This window comes from Caldimonas sp. KR1-144 (assembly GCF_049446155.1).
Lineage (GTDB): Bacteria > Pseudomonadota > Gammaproteobacteria > Burkholderiales > Burkholderiaceae_C > Rivibacter.
In genome coordinates, this window is sequence record NZ_JBMSEE010000004.1 from 211,868 (window position 1) to 229,316 (window position 17,449).

A 17,449-nucleotide genomic window follows, 5' to 3' on the forward strand; every position below is an offset into this window, starting at 1 on the left:
TGGTACAGCGAAATGATGACTTCTTGGGTCTCCACTTTGCACCACGCTGCCCCAAGAATCCAGGAGGAAAGGAGCAGTTCAATGAGCATACGCAACCGCCTTCGGGCGCTCGGATTCGGCCTCGGCCTCGCCATCGGCATCGCCACCGCACTGCCGGTGGCCGCCCATGGCATTGAGGAGACCGTGAAGCCCAACTTCGAGCGTGCCATCACCAATCTTCCGGGCAAGTCGCTCGTCGCCGTTGAAGTGGAGTACCCGCCGGGCGCGGCCTCGCGGCCGCATGTGCACGCCAAGTCGGCGTTCATCTACGCGTACGTGGTGTCGGGTGCGATCGAGTCGCAGGTCAACGACGGTCCCAAGCGCGTGTACCGCGCCGGAGAAAGCTTCTTCGAAGAGCCCGGCGCCACCCACGCCGTGAGCCGCAACGCGAGCAAGACGCGGCCGGCAAAGCTGCTGGCCGTGTTCGTCGTCGATGCCGACGACACCGCGCTGACCACGCCCATCCATTGATCGCCACGAGGAGCATCGCCATGAGCAGACGTCTCGACTACAACAACATCGCGCCCGCCGGCATGAAGGCGCTGGGCAGCGTGTACGGCTACGTGCTGCAAAGCAGCCTGTCGCCGCTGCTGGTCGACCTGGTGTACCTGCGCATCTCGCAGATCAACAACTGCGCCTACTGCCTCGACATGCACACGCGCGATCTGCTGAAGAAGGGCGAGGCGATCGAGAAGCTGGCGCTGGTGCAGGCATGGAGGGAAGCCGGCGGCCTGTTCGACGAGCGCGAGCGTGCGGCGCTGGCCTGGGCCGAGTCGGTGACCCTGGTCGCGCAGACCGGCGTGCCCGACGATGCCTACGACGCGGCGCGAGTGGTGTTCGACGAACGCGAGCTGGTGGACCTGACGGTCGCGATCGGACTCATGAATGCCTACAACCGCATGGCGATCAGCTTTCGGAACACGCCGCAGGCGGCGTTGACGGCTTGAGAGGCTCCGGCTGGCTGCCCGCCCGCGCCTTCCAGCGTTCGGCCGTGGTGCGGAAAGTCTGCAAGCTCTGCCCGTACCAGGTGTCAAGACCCAGGTCGTCCATTCCCAATCGGCGCATGACCGCGGCGGACGCCGTGTTCTCGGGCCTGCAGACGGCATACAGCTGCGGCGCCGCGAGCGGCCCGAAGGCAAAGCCGGCCATCGCAACCGCGGCTTCACTGGCGAGGCCCTGGCGCCAGCGGTCTCGCCGCAGGCGCCAGCCGACCTCGAGCGGACAGCCAGGGTCGGGCGAGGGCGCTTCGGTGCGACGCAGGTTCTGGATGCAGCCGGCACCCACCAGCTCGCCGCTGGCGAGTTCAACGAAGCTCCACCATGAATAGCCGAACTCGCGCCAGCGTTCCCCAACGCGCTCGATGACGGTGAGCGTCTCTTCGCGCGTCTGGGGGCGGCCGGTGATGTAGCGCATGACCTCGGGGTCGAGTTCATCGCGTGCAGGCCGTCAACGTGCGACAAGTCAAAGGGCTCGAGGCGCAATCGCGCGGTGGTCAGGATGGTCATGGAAAGCTCCGGTGCCGTTTCAGATCCTGTGCCACTTCGCTCACCTGGGCCCTGAGCCACTGGTGCAGCGGATCGTTGCGGTATCTGACGTGCCAGGCCATCTCGACCGGAAAGCTGCCGAGATCGACCGGCGCCGGCACGACCTTCAGTCTCGCATCGTCGGCCAGGCGGCGGCAGATGAGGCTGGGCAGCGTCGCGCAGTAGTCGGTCACCGCAACCATCTCCGGGATCGCGAGGAAGTGCGTCACCGAGACGGCGACCTCGCGTCGCAAGCCCTGTCGCTCCAGGGCCTGAAACAGGCCGGCGCGCAGTCGGCCGGGCGGCAGCATGTTCACGTGCTTGAGCTGCTCGTACTGCTTGCGCGTGATCTTCTTGTCGACCTGCGGATGGTCGGACCGCACGATGCAGGCGAGGCCATCGTCCATCAGGTGCTGGACGATCAGGTTGTCCGGCGGCTCGACGATGCGCCCGAGCACCATGGCGGTCGTGCCGGACATCACGCCCGTCTCGGCGAGCTCGCTTCCGTAGGGCGTCAGGCGAAGCCGGATGCCGGGCGCGCGCTCGCGCAGGCTCGCCACGAGCGGCGGGATCAGCACGAACTCGACATAGCTGTTCGGCGCCACGGTGACCAACTGGCTGGCCTTTGCCGGATCGAACGCCTGCTGACCGCGAACCAGCTCGTCGATCGAGGCCAGCGCCGCGGCGATCACCGGTGCGAGCTCCTCGGCCTTGGGCGTGGGCTGCATTCCGTAGCGCTCGCGGATAAACAGCGGGTCCTGCAGCGTGGAGCGAAGACGCGTCAGCGCGTTCGACAACGCAGGCTGCGTGATGCCCAGCCGCTCGGCCGCGCGCGTCACGCTGCGCTCTTCCATCAAGACCAGGAAGACGGGCAGCAGGTTCAGGTCGTAGCGCATCCAGTCATCATCTACGGTGAATGTCTGGGATTCAACGGATAAATTGGATGAATCGTTCCGGGGCGTCCATCCTTGGGGCAGCGCAAGGGTCGAGACCCGCGCCACAACCCATCACGAAGGAGATCGAACCATGGCTCTCAAGGACCTTCTCCCCGGCAAGCTCGGCTTCGGCACCGCACCGCTGGGCAACATGTTTCGCGCCATTCCCGAGGCCGAGGCACGCGCGACGGTGGATGCCGCGTGGAACGACGGCATCCGCTACTTCGACAACGCACCGTTCTACGGCGCCGGCCTCGCGGAGATCCGCATGGGCGAAGCGCTCGCCGGGCGGCCGCGCGACGAGTACGTGATCAGCACCAAGGTCGGCCGCCTCATCCTCGACGAGGTGGAGGACGTGAGCGCGCGCGACCTCGGCGAGAAGGGCGACGTTTTCAAGCACGGCCGCCCCAACCGGATCGTCAACGACTACTCCGCCGACGCGACGCTGCGCTCCATCGAGGACAGCCTCAAGCGCCTGAAGACCGACCGCATCGAGATCGTCTGGGTTCACGATGTCGCCCAGGACTTCTATGGCGACGAATGGCTCGGCGTGTTCGAGAGCGCGCGCAAGGGCGCCTTCAAGACCCTTGACCGCTTGCGCGACGAGGGCGTGATCAAAGCCTGGGGCCTGGGCGTCAATCGCGTGGAGCCGATCGAACTGCTGCTCGGCCTCGAAGGCCCTCGGCCCGACGGCTTTTTGCTCGCGGGGCGCTACACGCTGCTCGATCACTCGCACGCCTTGCAGCGCGTGATGCCGCAGGTGCAAGAGCGCGGTCTGGGCATCGTCGTCGGCGGTCCCTACAGCTCAGGCGCGCTCGTCGGCGGCCCGAACTTCGAGTACGCACCGGCCACGCCGGAGATCCTGGGCAAGGTCGCACGCATCAAGGCCATCGCAGACCGCCACGGCGTCAGCATGAAGGCGGCCGGACTGCAGTTCGCGCTGGCCCATCCGGCCGTCGCGGCGGTCATCCCGGGCGCCAGCCAGCCCAGCCGCATCGCCGAGGATCGCGCTGCGCTCGATCTGGCGGTGCCGGCCGACTTCTGGCGCGAGATCCGTGCGGCCGGGCTCGTCGATGCGGCGGCGCCGCTGCCGGGGGAACGGTGAGCTTGATGGTGTTGACAGCGGCAGCGTCGGACGACTTCACGGGCGTAGTTCTGTTAGCCGACTGACGCCGGTGAGAACGCGGCACGGCCGCCTTTCGTTAACTTAACATAAGATACATTAGCGCCGGATTAGAGGTCGGCGATGGGCCATTGGCCGCAGCTCGGGCATCTCCGTTTCCCCCAAAGCACAGCAGCGTCACCGCCGCGCCAAGTGCCACGCTGTGCAGTGCTTTTCCCGCGTTCTTCCTGACTGCTTCCCAGACCATGCGCAGGCGGTCTTCCTTGGGCACGCCTGCAATTTCGCAGACCTCGTCTACGCGCTCGGGGCTCCATTGGCGCCGGCCGTGTATGAGGTCGCTCATGTGCTGAGGCCGGGCGCCTAGCAGCTCGGCGAGCTTGGCATAGGAGCCGGCTTTCGCCTTGGCGCGTTCGATAACTTCAGTGAATTGCATAGTTCCACCTCCGGTGGTACTGTGTGGCTTCCACTTTATGTGGTAGTGCCCTGGTCCCTGTACGGGCACACAGCGTACCCCAAAAAGGGTTAGTCACGTAGCGCAATCAAGGAGGCGCAACCATGCAATCACTGCTCCAAATCATCGCGGTCGGCGAACGTCGCACCGGTGTCTCGAAGACCAGCGGCAAGCCGTGGGAAATGCAGGAGGCCGAGTGCATCCTGCTCAACGACGACGGCACGCCCAACAAGGTCGGCGTCCTCAACGTGCCGCGCGAGCTGGTTGGCAAGGTGGCTGTGGGTACGTTCATCGGCTCCTTCGCGCTCGGCGCGAACTACAAGGATCGTCGGATCGAAGCGCAGCTGGTGGGCCTGCAGCCCTACGTGCAGGGCAAGACCCCTCCCCCGAATTCGCAGGCGGTCGCGAAGGCGTCGTCATGAGCACGCGCGCGCAGTCGTTGCTGGCCTACGCGACCGCGTGGCGGCAGTTCCCCCGGTCCCTCGACGCGCCGCATTGGCGCGCGATGGCGGCGCAGTACGCGCGTGACTTGATTGGTCGGGGCTGCTGATGCCTCCGCTCTCGCCGGTCCCCAGCGTGCCTGACGCGCTCGCCTTGGTCGCGCTGCTTCCTGCCTTCGCGTACGCCGGTCTCGTGGTTCTGCTGCCCCTGGCGTGGGCCTGGGAGGTCCTGATCGACGCGGCTGACTCGCGCCCGGATGCCGCGCCCTACGGGGCGGGGCCGTGTGGTGTTAGCCGCGTCACCTATCCGTCGCTGTACGGACTCGAAGTTCGAGAACTCGGGTGATTCCAGCCCCTCGGCCTGCGTGCAGGCCTTGGGGGTGCAATCCGCACCGCAACCTCAACGAAAGGGGTCTCTCATGTGGAAGAAAGTCGCTGGCGTGCTCGTGAGCGCGCCGCTGTTCGCAGCCCCGGCCTTCGCTGCCGTCCCGGCCGGCGTCACCACGGCGCTCGAATCGATCGGCACCGATGGCAGCACGGTGGCCACCACGATCCTGCTGGCTGTGGTCGCCATCTTCGCCATCAAGTTCCTGCGCAAGGGGCTGTGATGTTCCAGGTTGGCGCTGCCTGCTACGAATCCGCGTCTGCGGCGGCAGCAGCGCAGGCGTCAACCCAAGGCGGCTCCATCGTGATTCACGGTGGGGCCGCTTTCGTTGTGAGCGTCGATTCCGTCGCGGATGACTCGATCACGTACGCGCTTAACCCGGTGGCTGGCGGCGCAGCCACGGTGTTAGTCGCGCCGTTCACGCCGCAACCGTGCGGCCTGCTCACGTACGCGGACGGCCTTGATTTGGGCTGGAAAGTGGCGGCAGTGTGGGTCGGCGTGTGGGCGATTCGGTTTTTCCTGACGCGCCAGTTCGAGGGGGGCTTGCATGGCAACGCCTGAGTTCTGGGTGGTGTTCTTCGCGCTGGTGGGGGCAACGTGGCTGCTGTTGGACCGGTGAGCGCCCGGTGGTGCCTGGGGTGGGTGGTGTCGCTTGCTGCCTTGCTCGTGTCAGGGTTGGCGTACGCGTACGGCACGGTCCCTGGGTCCACGACAACGACGAACGTCTTCACCTACTTCAACGGCGCGAGCGGCGACACGTGGGAGACGCGCACGTGTCAGTCGACCAGTGCGGGCGGCACGGCGAGTTGTATGGCGGGGGGCAACTCGTGGGGCTGGTACACCCAGAACGCGGATGGCACGGGCTCGATTTACGTCTGCAATCAAGGGTCTCCTCAGCCGTTCCCTAACTGCCCTGGGTCCGTGCTGGGCGTGAGCGGAGCGGACAAGCCGACGACGTCGGGCACATGCCCATCGAACGCGACGTTGGCGAATGGGCAGTGCACCTGCAACGCGGGCTATCGGCCGGACTCGGCGGCTACGGCGTGCGAGGGGTACAGCTGCACGGCCGGCGCGTCTCTGACGCAAGGCGACTCGGTGTGGAGCGTGCCGACGATTGGCACGGCGGTTTGTTATGAGGGCTGCGGCGCGAGCGGCGTCATGTCGGCCGAGAACGACGGCAAGGCCTACGTCTGGGGCCCCTTCACGGCCGATGGTTCGATGTGCAACTCGGCGGGCAACGTGACGCCGGCGGCGTCGAGTGCGAGTGCGCCGGCACCTGCGGCATCTGAGCCCGGCACTTGCGTAGGCACCGTCTCGTACAACGGTGGGCCCGAGCAAACGATCAAGGTGCCGTGCGACTCGACGAAGACCACGGAGACGACGACGAAGTCAGACAGCTCCGGCAACACGACGACGACGGTCAAAGAGACCACGTGTACTGGCAACGTTTGCACAACGAAGGAGACGACGACAACGTCAGGACCCGGTGGCAGCGGCAGCAGCACGTCAACGACGACGGGGCCGAACAGCGGCGGTGGTTCCGGGTCTGGCGGTGGGAGTGGTGATGGCGAGGAGGAACAGCCCGGCGAGTGCGAGGAGAACCCGGAGCTTGCTGTTTGCAAGCCTCTCGGGGCTCTGGCACCGGAGCTTGTGCCCACGGTGCAGGTGCCGCTCGCCGTGTTGCCCACGAGCGGGTGGGGCGAAGGCTCCTACGCCTGCCCTGCAGACAAGGTGCTGTCACTCTCGATGGTGACGCTGACCGTGCCTTTCACGCTGCTGTGCCAAGCGGCGGACATGGCGCGGCCGTTCGTCGTTGGCATGGCGTGGTTTCTGGCCGCTGTGGCGTTCCTGGGCTTTGCTCGGAGGGACTGATGGATTCACTCGCAACGTGGCTTGCGTCGATCACGTGGCCGCTCGTCTCCCGTGTGCTGGTGGCGCTGGGCATCGGGTATCTCAGCTATACAGGTGCCGGCGAGGCGCTCGGCGCAGCGCTGCAGCACGCCAAATCGGCGTTCGGTGGCCTGCCCGGCGATATCGCCATGATCGTGGCGAAGTTCGGGTTCTTTGACTTCATGGCGATCACGAGCGGGGGCTTTGTGTCGGGCCTTGCGTGGATGCAGCTTAAGAAGCTTGCGGTACAGGTGAACCCATCATGAGCGCCGCGCTGCAGTCGTTGCTGGCGAGCATCCCTGAGGATGCGGCGACGGTCGCCGGCATCGTGCTCGGCGGCTACCTCGCAAGCTGGGCCATCGGCTTCCTGGTGCGCGCTGGCTTGCTGATGAGGCACAAGTGATCACGCTCATTACCGGGGCGCCCGGCGCCGGCAAGAGTGCAGCGCTCGTGCAGCTCCTGCAGGAGATTGCGAAGGGTCGCGCGATCTACGTTGACGGCGTGCCCGAGCTGCAGGTGCCGCACTTCGCGCTCGAGGATGCGGCGAAGTGGCATGAGGTCGTGCCTGATGGCGCTGCCGTGGTGATCGACGAGGTGCAGCGTGTGTGGCGCCCGCGTGGTCCCGGCCAGCGTGTCCCTGATGCGGTGGCTGCGCTGGAAACGCACCGCCATCGTGGCCTTGACTTCTTCATCGTTACGCAGGGCCCGAACCTCGTCGATAAGAACGTGCGCGCGTTGGTCGGCCGTCACGTGCACTTGCGTGATGTCGGCGTTCTCGGGCGGTGGTGGTACGAGTGGCCCGAGTGCAGCGAGAGCTTGGCGTGGCGCACCGCGCCATTGAAGAAGCGCTATCGGTTGCCGAAGGGTGTCTTCGGGCTCTACAAGAGCGCGTCGATGCACGTCAAGCCGATTCGGTCGTTCCCGTGGCAGCTCGGGGTGGCGGTGCTCGCGCTTGCGGGCGTGGCTGTGGGCGTGACGATGCTTTACCGGTCGTTCAGCACGAAGCTTGGGCCCGCGCCGTTGTCGAAGGCGCCTTCAGTGTCGGTGGCTGGGCAGTCGTCCGCGTCGGTTGCCAAGCAGGCAGTGCCGCAAGTGAAGGCGGGCAAAGAGCCGGTGCCGTTTGTTCTTGAGCTCAACCAGCGTTACCGACCTCGTCTCGCGCTTTGGTACCACACGGCCACGGTTTCGGACGGTGCGATTGAGTGGTGGGAAGGCGATGTGCTTCGGGAGCGATTGACCTTCTCGCAGATTCGGATGATGGGCACGCCGGTGGCGGTGGATCGGGGCGTGGCCATCGTTGGCTCGCAGTACGTGACTGCGTGGCCTCTCGTCGTTAGGGCGCAGGCCGCGCAGTCCCCGGGTGTCGCCGCGTCGGCGCAGACGTTGTGATGGCCTTTCCTCAAGGCAAGGGGTGCCCGTTGCGCAGCAATGGGCGGAGGGCCAAAGGCCCGGGAGCTGGGGCCGTCGTGTGGGTGCAGCGCGACCTGTTCGGCGGGCCTGAGGTTGCAATGCTGGCGCGGCCGGCGCGTCAGGCCCGACGTAGGAGGGCCGGCGCAGCCGGCCTAGATTTATCTCTAGGACACATCTCACCGCATAGGGCGTAGCGCCCAAAAGAAAGCCCCCGGCGGCTGTTCGCGCAGTCCCGGGGGCGTGATCGAGGCCTTAACCAAGGAGGAGCCCCGATGCTTCGCATTGTGGATGGCATGGTGTTCGAGGGCAAGCCGAGCCCGAATCGTTGGATCGTCACGACCCTGGATCTCGGGTCGGGCCATCGGGAGGCGTGCGTGCGACGCGCGATTGACTGGGAGCAATCGACCGAGCTTGATCCCGACTCGATTGCGGCGCAGGTGCTTCGCGGTGAGCGCGAAGACCCGAATGAGGCAGACAAGCGCGAAGCCAATGCGCGGCGTGCGGCTCGGCGCGCGAAAACTCGCGTCAGGCGGCTTTGCAAGGCGCAGGGGCTCGATACCCTGCTGACCCTCACCTATCGCGCGCTACAGACCGATCTGGAGCTGTGCAAGCGGCACTTTCAGCTGCTGGTGAAGCGGCTCAATCGCAAGCTCCAGGGCTTTTGCTACGTGGCTGCGTTTGAACAGCAAAAGCGCGGCGCGTGGCACGTTCATGTCTGCTGTCATCAGTTGCCCGCGCTGCTTGAGGCGCGCAACGGTGTGAAGGTCAAGAGCTGGAACGTGGTCCGCGCGATGTGGCGTGACATCGTGGGCGAGCTGGATGGCAACGTGGACTTCTCCGCGCGCCGCAAGCTGCTGCGCTCACCGGCCAAGTGCGCGGCCTATGTGTCGAAGTACGTGCTCAAGGCTTTTAACGAGGGCGACGATCACTCGAAGCGCTACCTTGCGTCGCGCTGCCCGATTCCTGAGGCGGTCCGAGAACAGATGATCGCCGAGGGCGTCGATGTGGCGGTGCTGCTGGGCATCGTCGCCGAGTGGTGCACCGAGGGCCGCGTCCTGGCAACGGCGTGGGCTGACCGCTTCGGCGAAACGGTGTTCTTCGCGGCCGAATCTCCCCCGCATTGAGGACGCGCGCCCTGCCCTGCCTTGGGTAGCGTGGGCAATAAAAAAGTGCCCCGCAGGGCACTTTACAAAACGCTGCTTAGCGCTTCTACGCGGTGGCTTCGCGGAGCCGCATCCAGCGCCTCAACGCTCGATACATTAGCGCATAATTGGACCATGCCGACCGGCCCTCAAGCCGCCGCACGCTCCTGGGCCGGCGCACTACGCACACGGAAGCGGCCCTCCAGGGCTCCCAGCGTCTCGACGATGCCCGTGTACTCGAGTTCGCCCATCGGCAGCATTGCCGCGCCGAAGAATCCTTGGCGGCGCATCTCCATGGCCTTGCTCGCGCAGCGGCTGCGTACCTCGTCCCAGAACGGGTGCGCAAAGCAATCCAATGCCTCGGTGAGCTTGCCCTCGTGCATTGCGAAGGCGGCGCAGCTGACCAGCGGCGGGCCGTCGAAGTAGCTCGTGCCGGTGTTCTGCCTGACCGGCATCAGCGGCATGTTGTGCGAGCCGCGCATGCCGCCGGCGACGTAATGGCCGTGCGCGTACGGCGCCAGCACTTCGCCGGTGGCCGGGAAGTTCATCTGCGTACGCACCAGCATCACCGGGTCGTCCTTGCCGGTGTACTTGCCGGCGATGTTGTGCAGCCGTGAGGTCGCCACCGCCACGGCCTGTTCGCCGGTCGCGCGCGCGTGGATCGATTCCACGACATAGCGCTCTGGATCGCGTAGCAGCGCGGCGATCGCGTGCAGGTCCTGAGGCGCTTCCAGTTCGATCACGCGGTCGCCTTGCGTGTGGTTCACGTCCATGATCGTGAAGCGAAAGCCCTGGCCCATCTTGGGCGACAGGATCAGCCCGGGCGTGTTCATCGGGTCGGCAAAGGCCAGGTACAGCGGTAGGTTGAACGCGCCGGGATCGGTCTTGTCGGCCGCGAAGAACAGGAAGGGCTCGTTGGGCCGCTCGTCCAAGTCCATCTCGGCCACCGCGGGCCCCATGCCGCGCACGTTGCCGGAGAAGGCGTTCTTCAGGAGATCCTGCCCGGCGCCGTAAAGTCCCTGCTCGCGGGCCACCGCCGTGCCGGCGACGAAGGCGTCCCACGCCAGCTGGTGGATGTCGGCGTGGCCGGCGCCGCGGCGATGGGTCATCACGATGGCGATGTCGTCGCCGGTGTGCGAGACGAAGTGGTCCAGCAGCAGGCCCCTGCCCTGTTGCGCGACGTGTTCGCGCACCGTGTCGATCAGGCGCTGCGATGGCGCGATGTGCCCGCCGATCGAGCCGATGTCCGCCTTGATCACCGAAAGCGTGGTCTTCATGGCATTTCCTTCACAGCATTTCCCGCGCAGCCGCATTTGCAGGCTAGGCGCTCGGGCGCGGGAGCGCTTGACCTGGCGCAAGTCACGCGGGTGGCGGAACCCTGCTGGCGATGCAGGCGAGCGCAAAGCCGACGCGCACGGTCGCCTTTGCCGGGCGGGCCGCCGCGGGCCGCGCGCAAAATCCGGGCGACCATGCCCTCGCCTATTTCTCGCCGCTCGTTGCTGTGCGCGCTCGCGGCATCGCCGCTCGCCACACGCGCGCAGGGGCCAGTGCTGCCGCAACTGAAGCCGCAACCGCAGCAGGCGCCGCGCGAACTCGCGTTCAGCCACCTGCACACCGGCGAGCGCCTGCGCGTGACGTATTTCGACGCCGGCAGCTACGTGGACGACGCGCTCGCGGCGGTGAACCGGCTGCTGCGCGACTTCCGCAGCGGCGAGGTGGGGACGATCGATCCGCGGCTGCTCGACGTGCTGCACGCGCTGGCCCTGGGCAGCGGCACGCGCGCGCCGTTCGAGGTCATCTCGGGCTACCGCTGTCGCGCCACCAATGAGGCGCTGCGCCGCCGCAGTGACGGCGTGGCGTCGACCAGCCTGCACATGAGCGGCCAGGCCATCGACATCCGTCTTGCGGATGTGCCGCTGGCCACGCTGCGCAACAAGGCGCTGGCGCTGCGCGCCGGCGGCGTGGGCTACTACCCGGCGTCCGATTTCGTGCACGTCGACACCGGCCGCGTGCGCGCCTGGTAGCGCTGCCGCAAGCGCCGTCGGCACACCGTCAGTGCGGCGCCGAGAGCGCGCGCGTCAGCCGCGCGTCGTGGCCGTAGATGTCGTCGGCGAAGTGCAGCGTGCCGTCGGGCATCGCGACCGCCGTCACGTAGAACAGCAGCACCGGGATCGGCCGCGCGAGGGCCACGCGCTCGGTGCGCGACGAGGCCATCGCGGCGTCGATGCGCTCGCGCGGCCAGGCCTCGGGCGCGTCGCGCAGCACCCAGTGGGCAAGCTCGGCGGGGTCTTGCACGCGCACGCAGCCGTGGCTGAAGTCGCGGCGCGTGCGCTCGAAGAGCGCCGTCGCGGGCGTGTCGTGCATGTACACGTCGTCGTCGTTGGGAAAGACGAACTTCACGCGGCCGAGCGCGTTGCGCGGACCGGGGCGCTGGCGCAGGCGCAGTGCGCCATCGGCCAGCAGGGCCAGGTTCTCGGGCGTCGGCTCCACCGCGTTCGCGTCGTCGCCGGCGCCGCGCACGATTTCCATCGCCTCGCGCTCCAGATAGCGCGCATCGCGCGCGATGGCCGGCAGCAGCTCCTTGCGCACGATCGAGCGCGGCACGTTCCAGTAGGGCCGGAAGACAACCTCGCGCATCTGACGCAGCAGCACCGGCGTCGGCGTGCGCAGCGCGCGCCCGACGACCACGCCCATCGACAAGCTCGGCGTACCGGGCTCGACCGCCCACAGACGGAACATTGGAATGTTGATCGCGACGAAGCGCTGCCCCGTCAGCGGCGGCAGCCATCGCAGGCGCTCCATCGCCAGCTCGATCTGGCGCACGCGCGCGGCCAGCGGCATGCGCAGCGCCGCCTGCGTGGCGCGGCCGAGCACGCCGTCGGGCGCAAGGCCGTGGCGCGCCTGGAAGCGTGTCACGGCCTCGCTCAACGCGGTGTCGTAAACAGGGGCGCCCTCGTCCGCTTGCGTATCGTCGAGGTCGCCGAGCGCGCGCAGGCGCCGGCGCAGTGCGGCGGCAGCGGCGTACGAATCGCCTTCGCGCACAGAGGGGCCGGCCGGTAGCCCGGCGTCGTGCTGGTTGTCGAGCTGGGCGGCGAGCAGGCGGTAGCGCGCCAGCAGCGCGCGCAGGCTGCGGTATTGGGGCAGGTCGGGCGCCAGGTCTGCGGCCGTCTCGCGCAGCCGGTGCGTGCGCAGCGCCTGCGCGAGGCGCTCGGCGAAGTCGATGTCCTGACCGCGCGCATCGATGCGAAAGCCCAGCGCGCGCGCATCGACGCGGCCGGCGTGCAGGTGCCGCAGGTAGCGCAGCATCTGGCGCGTGAGCTCGGCATCGAAGGCCGCACCCTCGCCCGCCGCCACGCGGTAGTCGGCCGGATCGAGCCCGTCGGAGGCGGCCTCGGCCAGCAGCGACAGCGCGTCGCGCGCCTCGGCGTTAGGCCGCTGCGCGGCGTCCAGCCATGCGCCGGGCTCGGCCCGCGCCGCGCTCCACGCGCATAAACATGTCAACCACAGGGCACACAGCGTTGCCGCGCGCATCGCATCTCCTCGGCACGACGGATCGCCATTGTTGGGTGCGCTCGACGCGCGCCTGCTTGAGCCGGCTCAAGCGAGGGCTTCGGCGCGGGCAAGGGCAATGCCCTGCGCACCCGACGCGCGTGCAAGCGGCGCGCGCTTGCGTCACGATCGGGGCATGGAAACGCTCTGGCTGGCGGTGCGCCTGTTGTTGCTGCTCGGCGTCGCCAACACGGCGCCCATCGCGGCCAAGCGCTGGCTCGGGCCGCGGTGGAGCCGGCCAGTGGACGGCGGCCTGGTGTTCGTCGACGGCCGGCCGCTGTTGGGGCCGTCCAAGACGTGGCGCGGCGTGGCCGCGGCCGTGATCGCCGGCGCTCTGGCCGCACCGCTGCTGGGCCTGGCGCCGTGGATCGGTGCCGTGATCGGCGCGGCCGCCATGGCCGGCGACGCCTTGTCGAGCTTCATCAAGCGCCGCCTCGGCATCGCTTCGAGCGGGCGCGCGACGGGCCTGGACCAGATCCCCGAGGCGCTGCTACCGCTGCTGGCGGTGCAGCAGCCGCTGGCGCTCTCGCCCGCGCTGATCGCGGGCGTCACCCTCGCCTTCTTCGCGCTGGAGCTGCCGATCGCGCGCTGGTCGTACCGGCGCGGGCTGCGTGATCGACCTTACTGAGCCGGCACCCAGCGCGCACCGGGCCGCGCCGGATCACTGCGCTGGCAATGCCAGCCGGTGCAGCGTGACCTCGGGCCGGCAGTTCAGGCGCACGTCGACGATCGAAGTGCCGCAGCCCACCGAGGTGTAGCCGAGCATCGCACCGAATCGCCACGGCCCGCGCGCGTAGGCGCGCGGCGCCTTCGAATCGGTGAGGACCGGCACGCCGCCCGGAAGGCAGATCTGGCCGCCGTGCGTGTGCCCGCACAGCATCAGGCTGAAGCCGCAGTGCGCCGCATGGCGGTAGGCCTCGGGCGTGTGCGACAGCAAGACGGCGCAAGCCCCGCCCGGGATGCCGTCGGCCGCCTTGTGATAACCCTGCGTGCGGAAGTAGTGCGCGTCATCGATGCCGGCCAGGTGGATCGACGCAGCGCCGCGCTCGATGCGCACCGACTCGTTCATCAGTACGCGAATGCCCATCGCCTCCATGGGCGGCACCATGCGGATCGTGTCGTGGTTGCCGAGCACCGCATAGACGCGCTCGCCGAGCAGCGGGCGCAGGCGCGCCAGCGCATCCATGGCCGGCGCGTGCGGACCTGCCGTGTGGAAGCGGTAGTCGCCCGTCAGCACGCAGGCGTCGAATGCCAGACCGCGCAGACGCTCGATCAGGCGCTCGACGAAGGCCTCGCTCACGTCGAGGTGCAGGTCGCTCAGATGCAGCAGCGTGTAGCCCTCGAAGGCCGGCGGCAGGTTCGCCAGCGCGGCCTCGTGGCGCCTGATCTCGATGCGCAGCGCGTTGCGCCGCCCACGGCCGTGCAGGCCACTGATAACGAGCAGTGCGCGCAGCAGCGCGTGCACGGGAAGCCAGTTCTCCAGGTGGAAGAAGTGCGTGCCGCGGCGGAACACCTGCAATTCGTGCTCGCCCTCGATCGCGAGCCGGTGGCGCAGATGCGCGCGGCCGATGCGCGTCTCCAGCGCGACGAGCGCGCCGCGCTCCTCCTCGGTGAAATCGGACAGACGCATGGGCAAGGCCGCATGACGACGGGGAAAAGCATCATGCCAGCGCGCCCGGGACGCATCGCGACCCGGCCGGCGACCGGCCGGCCGGCAAGGAAAGCAGGTTTCCCCACACCAAGTGTCAAGGACTCCCTACGCGCGCCCGATCAAGCCGGGCCGGCGCGCCGACGACATTGAAGCCATGGTCGCCACGCGCTCGCACGAGCCCATGAACGAGATGTCACCGCAGCCGATGAAGCCCGGCGCCGCCGCGGCGCCGAACCGCCCTGACCTGCCATTTCGCGAGGCGCTGGTGGTCGACGCCAACCCGGCCTCGCGGACCGCCCTCTCGGCGATGCTGCGCGACCTCGGTTGTGCCGAGGTCGTGCAGGCGCAGCGGGCGCAGGATGCCCGTCGCACGCTGGAGTTCAGGCGCTTCGACGTGGTGATCTGCGAGTACCACTTCCCGGGTGAACCGATGTCCGGCCAGGACCTGATGGACGACCTGCGCCTGGCCAACCTGCTGCCGCTGTCCACCGTGGTGGTGATGATCTCCAGCGAGGCGTGCTACGCCAACGTCGCCGAGGCGGCCGAGGCCGCGCTCGACGCCTACCTCATCAAGCCGCACACGGAACAGGCGTTGCTCGATCGGCTGGAGCGGTCGCGGCAGCGCAAGCAGGCGCTCAAGCCCATCATCGATGCGGTCGAGCGCGGCGAGTACGAGCCCGCCGCGCAGCTGTGCGAGCAGCACTGCGCGCAGCGCGCTGCGCACTGGATCAACGCGGCGCGCATCGGCGCCGAACTGTGGCTGCGGCTCGGGCGCGCGCAGCAGGCGCAGACGATGTTCGAGCTCATCCTCGCGGCCCGTGCGCTGCCGTGGGCGCGCATGGGCATTGCGCGCTCGGAGTACCAGGCCGGCGGCGTCATGCAGGCACGCCGCACCTTGGAAAGCCTGATCGCCGACCAGCCCGGTTATGCCGACGCCTACGACGTGATGGGCCGCGTGCTGCTCGACCAAGGCGAGCCACAGGCCGCCTTGCAGGCCCTGAGGCGCGCGAGCAGCCTGACGCCGGGCTGCGTGGCGCGCCTGCTCAAGCTGGGCTTGCTGGCCTTCTATCACGGCGACCGGCACGAGGCGGCCGACGCCTTGCAGCGTGCCGCGGCGCTGGGCATGAACTCCAAGGTCTTCGACCTGCAGGGCCTGGTGATGCTGGGCACGCTGCAGTTCGACCAGGGCGATCGCCGCGGACTGCTGCAGTCGATGCGCGCTTTGTCGCGACACGTCGAGATGCAGCCCGAAAGCCCGCGGCTGCGCCGTTTCCTTTCCACGCTGACCGCCTACCGCCTGCTGCTCGATCGGCAGGTCGGCGATGCGCTGCGCGTGCTGCGCGAGGACGGGCGCGACGCGCTCGAGCCGGACTTCGACTTCGAGGCCGCGTGCAATCTGCTGGGCGTGATGGCGCGCCTGGTGGCGCGCGAGGTGCGGCTCGATGACTTGCCCGAGCGCACCACGGTCCTGGCCGATCGCTTTGCTGCATCGCGAGCGACCTGCGACCTGCTGTGCGCAGCGGCGCTGGAGCGCGCAGACATGGCACCGTTCATCCGCCAGCGCTACCAGGGCATCCGCGAACAGGCCGAGGCCGCGGTCTCGAACACCTTGGCCGGCGATCCGACGCGGGCCGTGGGCTCGCTGCTCGAAGGCGCGCAGCGCACGCTCAACGCCCGCCTGCTCGACCTCGCCGCGCACACGCTCGATCGCCATCGCGACGAGGTCGCCGGTGCGGCCGATCTTCAGCAGCGCATCGACGCCCTCAATGCGCGCTATCGCAGCTACGGCGCCCAGGTACAGCTGGCGCCATGGCGCCCACCCGGCGTTGCCGCCCCGCGCGAAGCGGACGGTCGGCGGCCTGCGGCACCTGCGAGGGGAGCAAGGTGAGCGAAGCCTGGGCCGGCGGCATGAACGCCGGCGCTTGCCTCACTCCTCGTCGGGCTGCGCGTCGACCGACGCGTCGAACTCGGCCGCCGCGCCGCGCAGCGGCAACGGCTTGTCGAGCGGCCGGCAGATGCGCCGCTGCAGGCGCGCGAGCCGGTCCGAGCACTCGACGGCGCGCAGCACCGCCTCGGGATTCATCATCAAGGCAAAGGGATCGGAAACCGCGGAAACCGGCGCGAGGCTGAGCTGATCCATGACGGGTGCCTTTCGCGGCCGCTGGTCTCGCCCGGCGGGCTGATCCATGACCGTGAATTGACTTTAGGGACGCGAACCAAGACCTGCAGTCGGCGCGTCTCCAGACCGTGCCTCGGAAAATGCCCTACAAGCGCGTCGGGACGGCTCGCCTCAGCGCGGCTGCAGCTTGTCGGCCAGCCATTCGCGACCCGAGGCGCGCGCGGCATCGGCGGCGGTGCCGCCGTCGCGGTCGGTCGCGCTGCGGTCGGCGCCGTTGCGCAACAGGAGCTCGACCAGTTCCTCGTTGCCGTAGCGCGCGGCCTGCATCAACGGCGTGCGACCGTTCGGCGAACGTGCGTCGACGGCCGCGCCGCTTGACAGCAGCAGGCGCGCGACAGCGAGCTGGTTGCCCGAGGCGGCATAGTGCAGCGGCGTCCAGCCCGGCCGGTCGACGGCCGCGCCCCGCGCGATCAGCACTTCGCAGACCGGCACGTGACCGCGCATCGCGGCCCACATCAGCGCTGTTTCGTTGGCGCTGTTGCGTACGTTTGGATCGAGTCGAGCGTCTTTGGCCAGCGCCAGCGCAACGTCATCGGACTCGGTCCGCAGGGCGCGGATGATCGCCGGCTGCCCGCTCTCGTCGCGCGCATTGGCGTCGAAGCCGCGGTCGATCAGCTCGATGACGGCGGCCGCGTCGTTGCGCACCACCGCGCGAAAGAACTGCTCGTACGACCCCGCGTTGGCAGAGCCAATAAATCCAAATAAGACAATGAGATAGGCGATATATCTCAT

At 68.3% G+C, this 17,449-nt stretch carries 23 protein-coding genes; 15 read left to right on the plus strand and 8 right to left on the minus strand.

The window, feature by feature from the left end; all coding sequences use genetic code 11:
* Window positions 1-81: 81 nt before the first annotated feature.
* Together ACO2TI_RS11405 and ACO2TI_RS11410 are read left to right on the plus strand one after the other, a co-directional pair.
* A complete protein-coding gene (locus tag ACO2TI_RS11405; protein ID WP_423284396.1) occupies window positions 82-510 on the plus strand; it encodes a cupin domain-containing protein in 429 nt (142 codons plus the stop codon).
* 20 nt (window positions 511-530) lie between these two features.
* Entirely contained in the window at window positions 531-986 is a 456-nt protein-coding gene (locus tag ACO2TI_RS11410; protein WP_423284397.1) for a carboxymuconolactone decarboxylase family protein, read from the plus strand.
* Here the strand turns inward: ACO2TI_RS11410 and ACO2TI_RS11415 are convergent.
* Together ACO2TI_RS11415 and ACO2TI_RS11420 are read right to left on the minus strand one after the other, a co-directional pair.
* Entirely contained in the window at window positions 946-1,452 is a 507-nt protein-coding gene (locus ACO2TI_RS11415) for a GNAT family N-acetyltransferase (protein ID WP_423284398.1), read from the minus strand. The genes ACO2TI_RS11410 and ACO2TI_RS11415 overlap by 41 nt on opposite strands.
* A gap of 88 nt (window positions 1,453-1,540) precedes the next feature.
* Entirely contained in the window at window positions 1,541-2,563 is a 1,023-nt protein-coding gene (locus ACO2TI_RS11420; RefSeq protein WP_423284401.1) for a LysR substrate-binding domain-containing protein, read from the minus strand.
* A gap of 25 nt (window positions 2,564-2,588) precedes the next feature.
* Between ACO2TI_RS11420 and ACO2TI_RS11425 the strand changes: the two genes are divergently transcribed.
* The gene (locus tag ACO2TI_RS11425) at window positions 2,589-3,602 is read left to right on the plus strand and encodes an aldo/keto reductase (RefSeq protein ID WP_423284403.1); all 1,014 of its coding nucleotides are present in this window, start codon (window positions 2,589-2,591) and stop codon (window positions 3,600-3,602) included.
* Between the two features lie 97 nt (window positions 3,603-3,699).
* On the opposite strand, the gene ACO2TI_RS11430 is transcribed toward ACO2TI_RS11425, so the two are convergent.
* A complete protein-coding gene (locus ACO2TI_RS11430; protein ID WP_423284404.1) occupies window positions 3,700-4,053 on the minus strand; it encodes a hypothetical protein in 354 nt (117 codons plus the stop codon).
* A gap of 122 nt (window positions 4,054-4,175) precedes the next feature.
* Here ACO2TI_RS11430 and ACO2TI_RS11435 point away from each other — a divergent pair, with 122 nt between their 5' ends.
* From ACO2TI_RS11435 to ACO2TI_RS11475, 9 genes are all read left to right on the plus strand, one after another.
* Window positions 4,176-4,493, plus strand: a complete 318-nt coding sequence (locus tag ACO2TI_RS11435) for a hypothetical protein (protein ID WP_423284406.1) — start codon at window positions 4,176-4,178, stop codon at window positions 4,491-4,493.
* On the plus strand, window positions 4,490-4,621 hold the full coding sequence (locus ACO2TI_RS11440) for a hypothetical protein (RefSeq protein WP_423284407.1): 132 nt from the start codon (window positions 4,490-4,492) through the stop codon (window positions 4,619-4,621). Before ACO2TI_RS11435 ends, ACO2TI_RS11440 begins: the two co-directional genes overlap by 4 nt.
* A 309-nt stretch (window positions 4,622-4,930) precedes the next feature.
* Window positions 4,931-5,119 (plus strand): major capsid protein, encoded by a 189-nt coding sequence (locus ACO2TI_RS11445; protein WP_423284408.1) that lies wholly within the window; start codon window positions 4,931-4,933, stop codon window positions 5,117-5,119.
* Window positions 5,119-5,457 carry a hypothetical protein gene (locus tag ACO2TI_RS11450; RefSeq protein WP_423284410.1) on the plus strand — a complete coding sequence of 113 codons (339 nt, stop codon included), beginning with the start codon at window positions 5,119-5,121 and terminating at the stop codon, window positions 5,455-5,457. The genes ACO2TI_RS11445 and ACO2TI_RS11450 overlap by 1 nt, the downstream gene beginning before the upstream one ends.
* Window positions 5,458-6,054: 597 nt before the next feature.
* On the plus strand, window positions 6,055-6,768 hold the full coding sequence (locus ACO2TI_RS11455) for a virulence factor TspB C-terminal domain-related protein (RefSeq protein ID WP_423284412.1): 714 nt from the start codon (window positions 6,055-6,057) through the stop codon (window positions 6,766-6,768).
* Entirely contained in the window at window positions 6,768-7,052 is a 285-nt protein-coding gene (locus tag ACO2TI_RS11460; RefSeq protein WP_423284413.1) for a DUF2523 domain-containing protein, read from the plus strand. The genes ACO2TI_RS11455 and ACO2TI_RS11460 overlap by 1 nt, the downstream gene beginning before the upstream one ends.
* Window positions 7,049-7,189 carry a hypothetical protein gene (locus ACO2TI_RS11465; protein WP_423284415.1) on the plus strand — a complete coding sequence of 47 codons (141 nt, stop codon included), beginning with the start codon at window positions 7,049-7,051 and terminating at the stop codon, window positions 7,187-7,189. The genes ACO2TI_RS11460 and ACO2TI_RS11465 overlap by 4 nt, the downstream gene beginning before the upstream one ends.
* Complete coding sequence (locus tag ACO2TI_RS11470; RefSeq protein WP_423284417.1) at window positions 7,186-8,175, plus strand: zonular occludens toxin family protein; 990 nt, start codon at window positions 7,186-7,188, stop codon at window positions 8,173-8,175. The genes ACO2TI_RS11465 and ACO2TI_RS11470 overlap by 4 nt, the downstream gene beginning before the upstream one ends.
* A 293-nt stretch (window positions 8,176-8,468) precedes the next feature.
* Entirely contained in the window at window positions 8,469-9,320 is an 852-nt protein-coding gene (locus ACO2TI_RS11475; protein WP_423284419.1) for a rolling circle replication-associated protein, read from the plus strand.
* Between the two features lie 167 nt (window positions 9,321-9,487).
* Here the strand turns inward: ACO2TI_RS11475 and fbp are convergent, their stop codons facing one another.
* A complete protein-coding gene (gene fbp / locus ACO2TI_RS11480) occupies window positions 9,488-10,615 on the minus strand; it encodes a fructose-1,6-bisphosphate aldolase/phosphatase (protein WP_423284421.1) in 1,128 nt (375 codons plus the stop codon).
* A gap of 270 nt (window positions 10,616-10,885) precedes the next feature.
* Here fbp and ACO2TI_RS11485 point away from each other — a divergent pair, with 270 nt between their 5' ends.
* On the plus strand, window positions 10,886-11,362 hold the full coding sequence (locus ACO2TI_RS11485; protein WP_423284423.1) for a DUF882 domain-containing protein: 477 nt from the start codon (window positions 10,886-10,888) through the stop codon (window positions 11,360-11,362).
* Between the two features lie 28 nt (window positions 11,363-11,390).
* Here the strand turns inward: ACO2TI_RS11485 and ACO2TI_RS11490 are convergent, their stop codons facing one another.
* Window positions 11,391-12,869 carry a L,D-transpeptidase family protein gene (locus tag ACO2TI_RS11490; RefSeq protein WP_423284425.1) on the minus strand — a complete coding sequence of 493 codons (1,479 nt, stop codon included), beginning with the start codon at window positions 12,867-12,869 and terminating at the stop codon, window positions 11,391-11,393.
* 154 nt (window positions 12,870-13,023) lie between these two features.
* Between ACO2TI_RS11490 and ACO2TI_RS11495 the strand changes: the two genes are divergently transcribed.
* Window positions 13,024-13,515, plus strand: a complete 492-nt coding sequence (locus ACO2TI_RS11495) for a CDP-archaeol synthase (protein WP_423284427.1) — start codon at window positions 13,024-13,026, stop codon at window positions 13,513-13,515.
* A gap of 33 nt (window positions 13,516-13,548) precedes the next feature.
* On the opposite strand, the gene ACO2TI_RS11500 is transcribed toward ACO2TI_RS11495, so the two are convergent.
* Window positions 13,549-14,517: a metallophosphoesterase gene (locus ACO2TI_RS11500; protein ID WP_423284429.1), complete on the minus strand. Its 969-nt coding sequence runs from the start codon at window positions 14,515-14,517 to the stop codon at window positions 13,549-13,551.
* 202 nt (window positions 14,518-14,719) lie between these two features.
* Here ACO2TI_RS11500 and ACO2TI_RS11505 point away from each other — a divergent pair, with 202 nt between their 5' ends.
* Window positions 14,720-16,426 carry a response regulator gene (locus ACO2TI_RS11505; RefSeq protein ID WP_423284432.1) on the plus strand — a complete coding sequence of 569 codons (1,707 nt, stop codon included), beginning with the start codon at window positions 14,720-14,722 and terminating at the stop codon, window positions 16,424-16,426.
* Between the two features lie 39 nt (window positions 16,427-16,465).
* Here ACO2TI_RS11505 and ACO2TI_RS11510 read toward each other — a convergent pair whose 3' ends face one another.
* Together ACO2TI_RS11510 and ACO2TI_RS11515 are read right to left on the minus strand one after the other, a co-directional pair.
* Window positions 16,466-16,678 (minus strand): hypothetical protein, encoded by a 213-nt coding sequence (locus ACO2TI_RS11510; RefSeq protein WP_423284435.1) that lies wholly within the window; start codon window positions 16,676-16,678, stop codon window positions 16,466-16,468.
* Between the two features lie 150 nt (window positions 16,679-16,828).
* Entirely contained in the window at window positions 16,829-17,449 is a 621-nt protein-coding gene (locus ACO2TI_RS11515) for an ankyrin repeat domain-containing protein (RefSeq protein ID WP_423284437.1), read from the minus strand.